The sequence below is a fragment of the Actinoalloteichus caeruleus genome (assembly GCF_049311605.1).
GTDB lineage: Bacteria > Actinomycetota > Actinomycetes > Mycobacteriales > Pseudonocardiaceae > Actinoalloteichus_B > Actinoalloteichus_B caeruleus.
The window spans coordinates 4,546,077-4,559,439 of sequence record NZ_CP186005.1; the positions used below are offsets into that span (position 1 = coordinate 4,546,077).

Genomic DNA, 13,363 nt, shown 5'->3' on the forward strand with positions numbered 1-13,363 from the left:
CGAAGATTCGGAAAGGACCCTCGCCGGTGGAACACATCGACATGGTGCGCGACAGGCTGCGAGAGATCGTGGCGTCTGTCCTTGAGGTGGAGAAAGATGCCATCGAGCCTGGTGCCCAGTTCTATGAGGAACTCGGCATGAGCTCCTTAGAGAAGGTCGTGGTCGTGGTCGCGGTCGAGCGCGAGTTCGGAGCCCTGTCCGCCCAGGAAGCGGCAGCCCTCACCAGCCTGGACGCCGCAGTGGCCGTGCTTAGCGGGCGGGCGAGGAGCCTCCAGCGTGTCGACCTGATCGACCACCTGGTGGCGGGGCATGTCTCCGTCGGCCGGGGTGACCGGGCCAGCTACCTAGACCCCGAGGCCGGGGAGATCACCTACGCGGGCCTCCTGGAGGCAGCACGCGGGTACGCGGGCGCCCTGCGGGCAGCAGGCGTGCCCGGGGGCACCCGCGGGCTCCTGGTCGCCGACGACTCCGTGGCGACTGTGGTCGCAGTCCTCGGCCTGTGGTGGCACGGCTGCGTCCCCGTCGTAATCAGCCCGGTGCTCACGGACGACGAAATCCGTTACCTCGCCGCCGACTGCTCCGCCGCTATGGTGCACCTGGACGCAGCAGCTCCCGCGCGGCAACGCGCCCTGGAGGAGCTGTTCACCACGACCCACCGGTTCGCCGGTGCTGACGTCCGGGCTGCTCTGGCAACGGCCGAGGCCAGCCCCACGCACCGCCCGAAGGAGGCCGGGCCCCCGGCCGCGTGGAGCGTGGGGTGCGAGGCGCTCGTGCAATACACCTCCGGAAGCACCGGCATGCCCAAGGGGGTGCGGCACTCGGCGGGCGCGATCGCGGCCATGGCCGACGGCGTCGGCACGGTACTGGCGCTGACGCCCGAGGACACCGTGCTGTCCAGCGCCCGGATGTCCTTCGGCTACGGCTTCGGCAGTTCTGTCCTGTGCCCCCTGGCAGCCGGCGCCCGCGTCGCGCTCATCCGCGGCACGGTCGACGTACACTCCCTCGCCGCCGCGATGCAGCACCACCGGCCCACCGTGCTGTGCTCCGTCCCCCGGCTGTACGCGGCGCTGCTGAACGCCTCCGGGACGGCGCTCGCCTCCGACTGCGTCGACTCCGTGCGGCTGTGCGTGGCGGCGGGCGAGAACCTGCCCGGTCCGCTCGCTGAGCGGATCCGCACCGCCTTCCAGGCCGAGCTGCTCAACGGCCTCGGCGCCACCGAGGTCCTCTACATCGTCGTCGGCACGCCGCCGGGGAAAGAGCGTCCGAGCACCCTCGGGGTCCCGGTGCCCGGGATCACCGCGACCGTCCGCGCCGCGGACGGCACGCCCGTCGCCGACGGGGTCGCCGGCCGGCTGCACATCGCCGGCCCGACCGTCGCCCTCGGCTACATCGGCCGCCCGGAGGCCGCAGCGGTCACCTTCGCCGACGGCGGCGCCTACACCGGCGATGTGGTGCGCCGTGCGCCGGACGGCACGATCACCCATCTGTGCCGCGCCGATGACGTGCTCAACCTGGGCGGCTACAAGGTCGCGCCCAGTGAGATCGAGAGCGTCGTCCGCGGTGTCGACGGGGTCCAGGACTGCGTGGTGGTCGGCGGCCGCGATGCCGACGGCCTGGAGCAGGCCGTGGCGTACCTGGTGGCCCGGCCGGGATCTGACGAGGCCGTGGTGCGGCGCGCGGTGATTACCGCGATCCGTGGCGGTCTCGCCGCCTTCAAGCGGCCCGCCCGTCTGGAGTTCCTGGACGAGCTGCCGACCACGTCGACCGGCAAGGTCGCCACATTCGAGCTGAGGAAGGCGGCTACCCAACCGTGACCTGGGACATCACGGGCATGGCGGCTGTCGCCAACATCGGCGCCACCGCCGAGGAGATCTTCGCCGCGCTGTGCGCGGGCCAGGAAAGCCGCAAGCCCCTGAAGGCGTTCGACCCGGACAAGTACCGGGCGGCCTACGCCTACGAGATCGACGACCGGCCCGAGCGTGGCGACATACCGCGGCGCGCCACCCGCTGGCTGACCACCGTCGTCCGCCAGGCGGCCGCCGACGCGGGCCTGGGCGAGGGCCTGGCCCAAGTACCCGTACTGGTTGGCACGACCATGCGCGAGCAGCGCAGCCTCGAACTACGCTGGCGCCACGACGCGGAAGTCGCTCTCGAAGACCTGCACTTCGGCACCGCCCTGACGGCGGCTTTCGGCGCGTCCACCACGTACACCTTCGCCAACGCCTGCTCCGCCTCGCTGTACGCGCTCGGCATGGCCACCGACATGATCGACCTCGGCCTGGCCGACACCGTCGTCGCCGCGGGCACCGACGCCGCCACCGAGAGCGGCTTCGGCACGCTCGACCGAGTGCAGAACGACATCCCCGACGCGCTGCGCCCCTTCGACACCACCCACAAAGGCATGCTGATGGGGGAGGGCGCGGCGGCCGTCGTCGTCCAGCGCGCCGGCACCGGGAACGGCCCCGTGCACGCCCGGGTGCGCGGCGTGTCCATGAACTGCGACGCCCACCACGCCACCGCGCCCGATCCCGACGGCGTCACCCGCGCCGTACGAGACGCCTACAGCAGAGCAGGGGTGCGGGCGCAGGACATTGACCTGGTGATGCTGCACGGCAGCGGCACCCCCCGCAACGACCAGACGGAGTCGAACGTCCTGCGCCACATCTTCCAGGGCGCGGGACCCGGTCCGCGGATGACCGCCATCAAGGCGATGACCGGCCACACCATGGGCGGTTCGGGACTGCTCAGCCTCGTGATGGCGGTGCTCGCCATGAAGAACGGGAGGGTACCCCCAGTCCTGGGCCTCGCCGATCCGATCCCCGAGGCCGCAGGACTGGGCCTGGTGCAGGGCTCCCCCGCCGCCGGCGTCCTGACCGTCGCTCAGATCGACGCGTTCGGCTTCGGAGGGATCAACGCCGTCGCGATCGTGGAGGCAGCCCGATGAACGCGACGAGCACCCCGCACACGAGGAGGGGTCCGAACGCCCGGTCGGTCGTCGTCACGGGCATCGGGCTGGCGCTGCCCGGAGTCGCGACGTACGGCGACCTCCTCGGACCCCTACCGGGTGACGGCGGCTTCGACACGGCCACCGGACTCAGCGGACGCGAGCTGCGCCACAAGGACCGTGCGTCCCGGCTCGCCCTGCGGGCCACCGGATTCGCCCTCCACGACGCCGGTCTGACGGACGCCGACGCCACGTTCACGGGCGCGGCTGACTCGACCGCCGTGGTGGTCAGCACCAACCTGGGCATCGCGGACAGCGTCTGCGAAGCCACCGACACGATCGCCACAGCAGGCGTCATGGCCCTCAGCCCCTTGGGCCTGCCACAGACATCAAGCAACGTCGTTGCCGGCTGGGTGGCCATCCGCTACAGGCTGCGCGGCCCCAACCTCACCGTCTGCAACGGCGTCACGAGCGGTCTGGACGCCCTCGCCTGGGCCCGGAACCTCATCGTGGCCGGACGCGCCGAAGCAGCCGTCGTCGTCGGCGTCGAACCAGCCAACGACGTGGTGACGAAGGTCCTCGGCGAGCAGTCCACCGACGCGGCGGTCGCGGTCGTACTGGAACCCGCGGACGCAGCCGCTTCCCGTGGCGCACGGCCACGCGCCACGATCGCCGGTTACGCACGGGCCCGGAACCTCGCCGCGGCGCTGGCCTCCGCCGGCGTGACCGAGGAGGAATCCATCGGACTGTGGCTCGTGGACGAGGCGGATGCCGGTGCGGGTCAGCTGCTCGAAGCCACGCGCCGGATCGACCTGGAATCCCAGCTGGGCCCACTGTCCGGGGCGCTCGGCGTCCTGCAGTGCGCTGCCGCGGCCGCCCATCTGGAGAGCGACGCCACCGGAAAGGTCCTCGCCACCGCTGGAGGCCCTCGCCACGACGCGACCGGCGCTCTGCTACTGACCCCATGGCCGGCCATGCGTCCATCCACGCAGGAACGAGGACAACACCCATGACGACAGCGACCGTGAACATCGAGGATCTCCGCGCTCTGATAGCCGGCGTACTGGAGACCGAGCCCGAGGAAGTCACCGACGAGGCGCACTTCTCCCACGATCTCGACATCGACTCGCTGCTGATGCTCGAAATCTCAATCCGCGTGGAGAATGCCTACGGCGTCCCGGAGAACGCCGTGGCCGCCAGCGGCACCACCACCCTCGCCATGCTGCACGCCTTCCTCACCTCCAAGCTCGCCTGCGGGACGTCGCCTTCCCCGCTCATCCGCCCCAGGCCGGTGAGCGACCCAACGGCGCGCCTGTTCCTGCTCCACCACGCCGGCGGCTCACACCTGCTCTACCGGGGCTGGACGCAGCACTTCCCCGAGGACTGGGAACTCTGCCTCCTGGAGGCCCCCGGCCGAGGAAACCTCCAGGCCCTGCCGCTGATCGACGACTGCGACCGGCTGGTCGACTACTTCCACACCGCCATCGCACCCCTGCTCGACCGGCCCTTCGCGTTCTTCGGCCACAGCATGGGCGCTCTGATCGCCTACCAGCTCACCCGCCGACTTCTCCGCGAGGGGGACCCGCTCCCCGCCTGGCTGGGGGTGTCCGCCTACGGCGCCCCGCACGGCGAAGCCAGCGCCGACAGCAGCCCTCACCTGATGGCCGACGACGAACTGCGCGGCTGGCTGCGCAGCGGCGGCGGCAGTCCACCGCAGCTCCTCGACAACGACGACGTCTGGCACAAGTTCGCCCCGGTGTTCCGCAGCGACTTCAAACTCCTGGACACCTGGACTCCTCCCCGCAGCCCCGAGCCGCTGCCCGTTCCGCTGTCGGTATTCGCGGGCCGCCACGACAAGCTGATCGGCGAGGACCGGCTCCTTTCCTGGCGAGCGCTCACGACGAACTTCCTCGGACTCGAGAGGTACGACGGCGACCACTTCTACCTGACGGATCACCAGCAGCCGCTCGCCGCCGCCGTCACGGCCGCGATGCGCTCCGCAGCTCCTTGAGCCGGCTCTCACCACCACGCCACCCGCCAGACGATCAACTCCAACCGGCTGCCCGCGGAGGGCGCGTGGTCAAGACCTCAGGCGTCGGGGTCGACTTCGGGGTGCGTGAACCGCACGGGCCGGCCCAGCGACCGAGCGTAGGCGATCTCGGACCGGGTGCTGTCTCCGATGTAGTCACCGACCACGAGCACCTCATCAGCGAGCAGGATCTTCGACCGGTGCAGCTCGTCGAGTCGAATCTTCAGCGCCTCGGCCTCGACAGGATTGGACCAAAGCTCGTGCGGAGACTTCAGGTCACAGCCCGGCTTGACGACAATCCTCCCGGCCTTGGTCTCCCGCAGATCGGCTTCGGCCATCTCGGCCATGAAACGGGTGGAGCCGCAGATGGCGACGATACGCGGGAAGTTCAGCTGCTGCTTCGCCTCGGCGAGCTTGTCCGCGGGGGTGATCACTTGCGGGGACGACACTGTTCCTCCTGGTGTGCTGCCGAGGGATGCCTGCGGAGACGAGAACGAAGGCGTCCAAGATCGCCTCATGGCGAGCCCACATGCACGCCCACGCGCCCGCACTCTATGTGACGAGCATCCCTGGCTGGTGCCGCGCGTCGCGCACCGTCGGCCCTACACCCCGGCAGTGCGATGCCGAACTGTTCACCCTCGCCACGAAAAGCCAGCGTCGCTTACCGCGTCCACCGTCTTGATCAGCCGATTCACGCGGCAGGGCGCTGCGGTGCCGGCTTGGTCAGCGGACCCCTGCAGACAGCTTGTGACAGTGCCGGGTCGTGCACGGGAGCTGACACCACCCGAAAGAGAAAAATGCTATCAGATGACCGCATTGACAGATGTTCATCCGCTGGCGCTCGCTCTACGCCCTGGCTGCAGCTGCTGGCCGAGCGCGGCCAGACCCCCGGCCCGGCCAGCCGCCGTGTCGGGAATGCGGCCGAACTCGTGGTGGATGCGGGCGGCAGTCCTGGGCGCAGTCAAGGAGTAGGCCCTCAGACGTCCAACGTCATGGCCGACCGGGAGTCGGCCCCAGTTCTCCCAAAGCTCACCCCGCACATCGCCCCCCGGGCCGAACACCTCACCAGCACCTCATGCCTGCGTCCTGATCGAGAGGAGACCATGTCCACCTCATCTCACCAGCCCGGCCCCGGCAACCCCACCAAGCCTGTCGCCGCGCCTTCCACATCCGGCGCGCAGGAGCAGATCATGGCGGTCGCCGACACGCTGGTCCTCGCGTACGGACTGCACCCGGCAGAAATAACGCGAATCCCGGAGGGCACTGCGACGGACAACTACGCCATTGTGGACCAGACGGGCCGTCGGTACTTCGTCAAGGTCTATCGCGCTCGGAATAGCTTGGATCTGGAGCGGGCGTCGGTCGAACTGTCCGAGTACGCCGCCGAGGGGGGTGTCGCCACCGCGCGGGCAATCCGCACGCGCGAGCACGAACTCATCGAGACCCATGGCCGCCTGCCAATGTCCCTATGGTCGTACGTGCCACACACGGAGACTGCCGAGGGCACCCTGACTGGTGCACGGTGGGCAGCGGTCGGCGCAGCGATGGGCCGTCTCCACAGCCGACTCGCCACTCACCCCGCCGCCGCACCCACCCTGGAACCTGGTGCCGCGGTATGCGACGTGGCCGCCGCACGTGACCGCTTCGAGAGGCTGATTCTCTCGTACCAGCACAAGCCCATGCTTGGGGAGTTCGAGACATGGGCTCTGCAGGCGGCACGTGAGCGACAGGCCGTCTTGGGGGACATCGAGCGCATCCTCGCTTCACTTCCACAGCTGACAGTCCAGGTCATGCACGGCGACCTGGCCGGTCCCAACGTCCTGTTGAAGAACGACGATGTCGCCGCGATCGTGGACTTCGGATCACCCACACCTGGGTACCTCGCCTGGGAAATCGTGCGTCTTGGCTGCGACCCCAAGAGCCTCCTGTCCAACGGTGTCGAGAGGTGGCTTAAGGGATACACCGATCTCGCCCTCGCCTATTGGGACGTTAACCTCAAGGCGCCCCCGGACGACCTCTTGTCCTCGCTTCGTGTCGGCTGTGCAGCCATGCTCTGCTCGACCTTTCCGTTGTCGGCACCAGTGGAACGACCGCACATCGTCGACGCAGCACTTGAGTCCTACGCGCGGGCACGGCATGAGGCAGCTCTGATACTGCTGGACCGGCTATCTGTCTTCGAGGAGGCCTTGCGTGACACTCTTCGCTGAGTTCATGACCTTCATGGCTGGCGTAACTCACGCAAGCCGCAGGCCCGGACAACGAACTCGACTGTCCGGCCTGCTGTAGCAGCAGGGCACTCAGGCCCGCAGACACTCGGCGAATTCGTGCTCCTATGGCTCTCGCCCATTCGACCTCTACATCATTGGCGCGTCCGGAGCGGCGTCCAGAGGCTGATCAGGATGCGAGAACTCCGCTGTAGTGCGGCCGGCGTACGGAGATTCTGGCTTCACGGCGTACGGCGGCGTCGCCTCTTCAGCGTCGGCCCGCTGTCGCAGCCCGGATCCTGCTGGAAGTCGGCGACGCTTCGGCGTTCAAATCCTCCGCTCACCTGGCCTCCTACGCCGGGATCGCGCCGGTCACCCGCGGTTCGGGCTCCTCGATCAAGGGCCAGCACCCGGCCCGCACCGGCAACCGCAAACTCAAACGCGCCTTCTTTCTCGCCTCGTTCGCAGCACTGTCCGACCCCACCAGCAGGGCCTATTACCAGCGGAAACGCGACGAGGGGAAGAAGCACAACGCCGCCCTGATCTGCCTGGCCCGACGCCGCTACGACGTCGTGTTCGCCATGCTCCGCAACAAGACCTACTACCGGCATCCCGAGACCGTTCCCGCCCCGGCTGCGGCTTGACAACCACAGAGGGAACCCCCCGGTGGGCGTGGTCGTCCCAAGCACGCGGCGACTCGCGGCGGGCCCCAGGACCAGGGGGTCCCGAAGGGCACCGGCGACCGCCGTGCCGGCCGGGTGGCCGACGAGCGCGCGGTCGCCCCGGGGCGGACCCGGCGCCGGCCACCGACGTGCGACGGCGGCCGGAGCCCTTCGCGCCCCCGACGCCGGCGCCCGTGGGAGTGGACCGGGTCCACCGTCCGGCGTCCCGCGATCCCCGGTTCATGCCGGACGGCGGCCGGCGCCCACCGCCCGAGGTGGGCCTCACCCGTGACGACGACGCGGCGGGCCGCGCCGGTGGACCGGCGGTGGTCACCGTGGTCCGGGGTGCCCGGGCGGCGGCGGGGACCGAGCGGGAGGGGCGGGCTCGCGAAGTGGGCGGCCCACCACCCGGCGGCGACATCCTGGCTGGCCGCGCCGCCCCCGCCGCCGCCCCCTCCGGCCGGTGTGGACCGAGGTGCCCGCGAAGCCAGGCGGGGACGGGTCCGCCGCTGGTGACGCGCCGCCAGGGCATGCCGAGATCGTCATACTCCCGGGTAGGCTGGTGATCGTGACTACCGCCTGGCCTCCTGACGATCCTGAGGAACAGGTGGCCGCCGTGCGGTTCGCGACATCCTGGTGGCGGTACCCGGGTTCGCTCGAGCAGGCCGCCCGCGAGCGGTACGGCGTCACCGGTGCCCGGTTCTGGCAGGGCATCAACAGCCTGATCACCGAGCGGCACGTGATGGCGGCGTTGCCCAACGAGTGCAACCGACTGCTCCGGTTACGGGACCGCCGCCGGGTGGCGCGAACCCGGCGGCGAGGGGGATACCGTGACTGTGGTTGAACCATCCGGGCGGCGCCGTTTCGGCGCGTGGGCACTGGTGCGGGACCCGGAGAACCTGGCGCCGGGCACCCGGGTGCGGGTGCACTACAACCGGGGCCTGCTCTCGGCGACGGTGCTCGTGGGGGACCTGATCGCCTGCGGCGAGGACATGATCCGGCTGAGCGGTTCCCACCTGTGCGACCTGATCGCGCCCCGGGTCGACGGTGACCAACCCGCGATGGTGGAGCGCTGGTCCTACCCGGACGAGGCTCCGGCACAGTAGTGCCCATGTTGATCGGCCTGAAGTCCGGTTGCCCGAACTGCCACGGCACCGGGATGGATCCCCTGGACGCCACCAGCCTCTGCCCCACCTGCCGGGGGTTGAGCGAGGAGGTGGAGGGACGCCTGTCGACGGGTTCCTCCCCCGTTCCCCTTCCACTGGTGGTCGAGCGGGCGAGGAACCACCGGCACTCCCCCTGGCGGCGCTGGACGTGAGACGCTCCCGCCGGGGGTCAGCCGAGGGAGCCCAGGAAGTCGCCCGCCAGCTTGGTGGCCGGGGCCGAGCTGCCGCCGTCGACCACGAGTGCGGCGAAGGCGATGTCCCCCTGGTAGCCGACGAACCACCCGTGGGACCGGGAGCCGTCCCCGAACTGGGCGGTGCCCGTCTTCCCGTGCACCTCGGGCAGCCCCGCGAGCTCGGTGGCGGTGCCCTCGGTCACCACCTCCCGCATCATCGGTCGCAACGCGTCGATCACCTGGGCTGAGGGCGCCTCGACGGGGCCCGCCGAGGACGGGCCGTCCGGCTCGGCGCTCGTTCCCCCCGCCGCCGCACCGGCCGCATCCGAGGGTTCCCGGTCGTCCTCGGCGAGGAAGACCGGGGTGGGGGTCGTGCCAGCGGCGACCGTCGCGGCGACGAGAGCCATCCCGAAGGGGCTCGCCAGGACGGTGCCCTGCCCGAAACCGGCCTCCACCCGCTCGGCGGAGCTGTCGGTGACCGGGACCGGCCCCGTCCAGGTGGCGAGACCGGGGATGACGAACTCCCGCCCGAGGCCGAACTGGCGGGCGGTCTCGGCCAGTTCGTCCGGCTCCATGTCGGAGGCGAGGGTGGCGAACGTGGTGTTGCAGGAACGCGCGAAGGCCGTGTGGAAGGGCACGTCCCCGAGGTCGAAGCGGTCGTTGTTCGGCACGAGTCGACCGTCGATGGCGGTGGTGGCCGGGCAGGCGACGGTCCGGTCCGCGGTCACCTGCCCGGAGGCGAGCGCGGCGGCGGCGGTGACGATCTTGAAGGTGGAGCCCGGCGGGTACTGGCCGACGAGCGCGACCGGGCCCTCGGCGTCGGCCGCCGCGTTCTGCGCGACCGCGAGCACGTGACCGGTGGACGCCTCGACGGCCACCAGCATGGCCTGCTCGTCGAAGGGCTCGACGGCGTCCTCGGCCGCCGCCTGGGCGGCACGGGACAGGGTGAGCCGGGTGGCCTCCGCCGGGCGGGGCTGCTCGTGGTGCAGGGTGTTCACCTCGGCGCCGGTCGCGTCGAGGCTGACCACGCGCCACCCGGCCCGCTCGACGTTGGCCTCCTCGACGCCGCGGCGCAGCGACGGCAGGATCTGCGAACCGAAGTCCCGGGTGACCGGGAGCAGGCGCGGTTGGTTGGTGAAGCGCACTCCGGGGAGCTCGTGGATGTCGGACCGGACGGAGTGGTAGTCGGGCTCACGCAGGGTGGCGACCAGGTAGGAGTGGCCGTCCTCGGTGTCGGACACCCCTTCCAGCACCGAGTCCGGGGTGATGCGGTCGTCGAAGCGGTTGAGCGTGTCGCCCAGCACCGTGGCGACCTCGGTGACGTCGCCCTCCTGCTCCTCGGTGGCCGCCGGGTCCAGCAGGACCGAGATGACCACGCCGGGATCGAGGACGACGTGCCCGTCACGGTCCAGGACGGGTGGCAACGGGGCGGCCTCGGTCCGGACGGCGAGCGTCTGCTGCTCCCCGAAGTCGGGGTGGATGACCGAGGGCGCCCACTCGAGCCGCCAGTCCCCCTCGATCTCGCGCAACCGGGCCGTGCCGTGGTAGTTCCAGGTGCGGTCCCCCGCCAGTTCCCAGGTGATGTCGAGATCCGCGTGCGTGGACCCGTCGGTCTCCCGCACCTCGATCACCTCGGCGCTGGCTCCCTCGGGTGCCAGCGCGCGGTCGACGCTCTCCAGCGTGGGCAGGGCGCCGTCCGGGCTGTCGGTCAGGGCCGCGGCCCGTTCCGGCTCACGGGCGCCCATCGCGGCCACGAAGTCCGCCAGGGCCTGTTCCGGGCCGGGGCCCGAGTCGAACACCCCACATCCGCTGAGCGTCAGGGACAGCGCACCAGCGAGCAGCACGGTTCCGGCTCGGCGTCCCGGCCGGGAGGAAACGACGACCACCACGACTGGAGTATGCCCGCATTCGTGTCCCCTGGCACAGGGCCCGACCGCCTCGAGTCGTGTTTCCGCTGTTCGAAGGCCGGAAACTCTTGGGCCACTGTGGAGCGATCAGGACCGCCCACGAGGGGGTCACAGCAGGACGGTGGCGAACCGGCCCACCTCGGAGAAGCCGACCTTCCGGTAGACCGCGCGGGCCGGGAGGTTGTAGTCGTTGACGTAGAGGCTGGCGATGCGGCCCATCCACCCGGAGAGGCGGTCGACGACGGCCGCGGTGCCGGCGGCGGCGAGACCCCGGTTGCGGTGTTCCGGGTGCACCCACACCCCCTGGATCTGGCCGACCCTGGCGGAGAGCGCGCCGACCTCGGCCTTGAAGACGACCTCGCCTCCCTCGAAGCGGGCGAACGCGCGTCCGTTGACGATGAGTTCGGCGACCCTCGCCCGGTAGCTGGCCCCGCCGTCCTCGCCCTGGGGGTCGATGCCGACCTCCTCGGTGAACATGGCCACGGCGGCCGGCAGGTAGCGCTCCAGGTCGTCGAGGCGCACCTGGCGGACCAGCGGGTCCGGGGCGACCGAGGGCGGTGCGGACATCGCCAGCAACGGCTGGTTGGGCCGCACGTCACGTGCCGGCCCCCACCCGGGTTCCAGCTGCTGCCACATCTCCAACACCTGGTCGGCGGGGCCGACCAGTGACGAGCAGTGCCGGGGTTGGCTGAGGGCTCGTTCCGCGAAGGCGCGGCTGGCGGCCCTCCCGCCCCGCAGCGGGATGAGGTTCACCCCGGAGAAGCAGAGCCCACCGAGTCGGCTCCCGACACCCCACAGTTCCCCGCCGAGCCGCCAGGGGTCCAAGCCCACGCTCTCCACCCTGGCGGCGACCATACAGCTCACGACAGGATCAGCGACCAACGCTGATCGGACCGCCAAACCCTCACGCTCCGTGAGCAACCTTGCACCCGCGAGCTTCAGCACGGTCCCAGAGTGCCAGAAAGCACCGGAAGGGTGGGTAGGCGCGTCGAGGGCGTCGGGATCGACACCTGAGTGGACCGACCACGGGCCCCTTCGCGGCCCGGGGCACCGCGCCCGACGAGCCGAGGGGATCAGCTCACGGTGACCGTCGGTTCGCCCACGAGCGTGCTGGGGTCACCGTCCATCTCCTCGGCGATGCGCATCGCCTCCTCGATGAGGGTCTCCACGATCTTGTGCTCGGGAACGGTCTTGATGACCTTGCCCTTGACGAAGATCTGCCCCTTGCCGTTGCCCGAGGCGACGCCGAGGTCGGCTTCCCTGGCCTCACCGGGGCCGTTGACCACGCAGCCCATCACCGCCACTCGCAGCGGGACCTCCAGGCCGTCGAGACCGGCGGTGACCTCGTCGGCCAGCTTGTAGACGTCGACCTGGGCACGGCCGCACGACGGGCAGGAGACGATCTCCAGCTTCCTGGGCCGCAGGTTCAGCGACTGGAGGATCTGCGTGCCGACCTTGATCTCCTCGACCGGCGGCGCGGACAGCGAGACCCGGATGGTGTCCCCGATGCCCTGCCGCAGCAGCGCGCCGAAGGCGACCGCGGACTTGATGGTGCCCTGGAAGGCGGGGCCCGCCTCCGTGACGCCCAGGTGCAGGGGGTAGTCGCAGGACTCGGCCAGCAGTTCGTAGGCCCGGACCATCACGACGGGGTCGTTGTGCTTGACCGAGATCTTGATGTCGTGGAAGTCGTGCTCGGCGAACAGGCCGGCCTCCCACAGCGCCGACTCCACCAGCGCTTCCGGGGTGGCCTTGCCGTGCTTGGCGAGCAGGCGTGGGTCGAGCGACCCGGCGTTGACGCCGATGCGGATCGGGGTCCCGTGGTCCCGGGCCGCCTGGGCGATCTCCTTGACCTTGTCGTCGAACTTCTTGATGTTGCCGGGGTTCACCCGGACGGCGGCGCAGCCGGCCTCGATGGCGGCGAACACGTACTTGGGCTGGAAGTGGATGTCGGCGATGACCGGGATCTGCGACTTCCTCGCGATCGCCGGCAGGGCGTCGGCGTCGTCCTGGCTGGGGCAGGCCACCCGGACGATGTCGCAGCCCGAGGCCGTGAGTTCGGCGATCTGTTGCAGGGTCGAGTTGATGTCCGCCGTCACGGTCGTCGTCATCGACTGGACCGAGACGGGGTGGTCACTGCCCACGCCGACCGCGCCCACCCGCAGCTGGCGGGTCGTGCGGCGGGGCGCCAGCACCGGCGGCGGGATGGTTGGCATTCCTAGCTCGACGCTCATCGGTCCTCTCCGCGACCAGATGTCCGATGTCGTGGCCCGCGCAAGGG

At 70.6% G+C, this 13,363-nt stretch carries 12 protein-coding genes and 1 pseudogene; 9 read left to right on the forward strand and 4 right to left on the reverse strand.

Translation table 11 applies throughout. The features are described from left to right. The first annotated feature begins 26 nt into the window (after positions 1-26). From ACOJVX_RS18335 to ACOJVX_RS18350, 4 genes are read left to right on the forward strand one after another with little or no spacing between them, the layout of a single operon-like run. The gene (locus tag ACOJVX_RS18335) at positions 27-1,814 is read left to right on the forward strand and encodes an AMP-binding protein (protein ID WP_418154261.1); all 1,788 of its coding nucleotides are present in this window, start codon (positions 27-29) and stop codon (positions 1,812-1,814) included. Continuing rightward, complete coding sequence (locus ACOJVX_RS18340; RefSeq protein ID WP_418154262.1) at positions 1,811-2,944, forward strand: beta-ketoacyl synthase N-terminal-like domain-containing protein; 1,134 nt, start codon at positions 1,811-1,813, stop codon at positions 2,942-2,944. Before ACOJVX_RS18335 ends, ACOJVX_RS18340 begins: the two co-directional genes overlap by 4 nt. After that, positions 2,941-3,957 carry a beta-ketoacyl synthase N-terminal-like domain-containing protein gene (locus ACOJVX_RS18345; RefSeq protein ID WP_418154263.1) on the forward strand — a complete coding sequence of 339 codons (1,017 nt, stop codon included), beginning with the start codon at positions 2,941-2,943 and terminating at the stop codon, positions 3,955-3,957. Before ACOJVX_RS18340 ends, ACOJVX_RS18345 begins: the two co-directional genes overlap by 4 nt. Continuing rightward, positions 3,954-4,955, forward strand: a complete 1,002-nt coding sequence (locus ACOJVX_RS18350) for an alpha/beta fold hydrolase (protein ID WP_418154264.1) — start codon at positions 3,954-3,956, stop codon at positions 4,953-4,955. The genes ACOJVX_RS18345 and ACOJVX_RS18350 overlap by 4 nt, the downstream gene beginning before the upstream one ends. A 77-nt stretch (positions 4,956-5,032) precedes the next feature. Here ACOJVX_RS18350 and ACOJVX_RS18355 read toward each other — a convergent pair whose 3' ends face one another. Then, entirely contained in the window at positions 5,033-5,422 is a 390-nt protein-coding gene (locus ACOJVX_RS18355; RefSeq protein ID WP_418154265.1) for a hypothetical protein, read from the reverse strand. A 741-nt stretch (positions 5,423-6,163) separates the two neighbouring features. Between ACOJVX_RS18355 and ACOJVX_RS18360 the strand changes: the two genes are divergently transcribed. The 5 genes and pseudogenes from ACOJVX_RS18360 (at position 6,164) to ACOJVX_RS18380 (ending at position 9,157) form a co-directional block, all read left to right on the forward strand. Then, complete coding sequence (locus ACOJVX_RS18360) at positions 6,164-7,180, forward strand: phosphotransferase enzyme family protein (RefSeq protein ID WP_418154266.1); 1,017 nt, start codon at positions 6,164-6,166, stop codon at positions 7,178-7,180. A 284-nt stretch (positions 7,181-7,464) separates the two neighbouring features. Beyond that, positions 7,465-7,821: pseudogene (locus ACOJVX_RS18365) on the forward strand (transposase); the annotation flags it as partial. A gap of 586 nt (positions 7,822-8,407) precedes the next feature. Next, a complete protein-coding gene (locus ACOJVX_RS18370; RefSeq protein ID WP_162147327.1) occupies positions 8,408-8,683 on the forward strand; it encodes a DUF3263 domain-containing protein in 276 nt (91 codons plus the stop codon). After that, entirely contained in the window at positions 8,676-8,945 is a 270-nt protein-coding gene (locus ACOJVX_RS18375; protein WP_030104870.1) for a hypothetical protein, read from the forward strand. The genes ACOJVX_RS18370 and ACOJVX_RS18375 overlap by 8 nt, the downstream gene beginning before the upstream one ends. 5 nt (positions 8,946-8,950) lie before the next feature. Continuing rightward, the gene (locus ACOJVX_RS18380) at positions 8,951-9,157 is read left to right on the forward strand and encodes a hypothetical protein (protein WP_155886221.1); all 207 of its coding nucleotides are present in this window, start codon (positions 8,951-8,953) and stop codon (positions 9,155-9,157) included. Positions 9,158-9,174: 17 nt separating this feature from the next. Here the strand turns inward: ACOJVX_RS18380 and ACOJVX_RS18385 are convergent, their stop codons facing one another. The 3 genes from ACOJVX_RS18385 to ispG all read right to left on the reverse strand — a co-directional run bounded on the left by ACOJVX_RS18385 (position 9,175) and on the right by ispG (position 13,316). Beyond that, a complete protein-coding gene (locus tag ACOJVX_RS18385; protein ID WP_245588903.1) occupies positions 9,175-11,067 on the reverse strand; it encodes a penicillin-binding transpeptidase domain-containing protein in 1,893 nt (630 codons plus the stop codon). Between the two features lie 126 nt (positions 11,068-11,193). Further along, on the reverse strand, positions 11,194-12,030 hold the full coding sequence (locus ACOJVX_RS18390) for a GNAT family N-acetyltransferase (RefSeq protein ID WP_026419933.1): 837 nt from the start codon (positions 12,028-12,030) through the stop codon (positions 11,194-11,196). A 128-nt stretch (positions 12,031-12,158) separates the two neighbouring features. Beyond that, positions 12,159-13,316 carry a flavodoxin-dependent (E)-4-hydroxy-3-methylbut-2-enyl-diphosphate synthase gene (gene ispG / locus ACOJVX_RS18395; RefSeq protein ID WP_026419932.1) on the reverse strand — a complete coding sequence of 386 codons (1,158 nt, stop codon included), beginning with the start codon at positions 13,314-13,316 and terminating at the stop codon, positions 12,159-12,161. Positions 13,317-13,363: the final 47 nt, after the last annotated feature.

What these genes read in the sequence shown, in the direction of transcription:
- ACOJVX_RS18380 (WP_155886221.1), top strand. Translation starts at nt 8,951, where the DNA reads ATGTTGATCGGCCTGAAGTCCGGTTGCCCGAACTGCCACGGCACCGGG.
- ACOJVX_RS18360 (WP_418154266.1), top strand. Translation starts at nt 6,164, where the DNA reads ATGGCGGTCGCCGACACGCTGGTCCTCGCGTACGGACTGCACCCGGCA.
- ACOJVX_RS18350 (WP_418154264.1), top strand. Translation starts at nt 3,954, where the DNA reads ATGACGACAGCGACCGTGAACATCGAGGATCTCCGCGCTCTGATAGCC.
- ACOJVX_RS18345 (WP_418154263.1), top strand. Translation starts at nt 2,941, where the DNA reads ATGAACGCGACGAGCACCCCGCACACGAGGAGGGGTCCGAACGCCCGG.
- ispG (WP_026419932.1), bottom strand. Translation starts at nt 13,316, where the DNA reads ATGAGCGTCGAGCTAGGAATGCCAACCATCCCGCCGCCGGTGCTGGCG.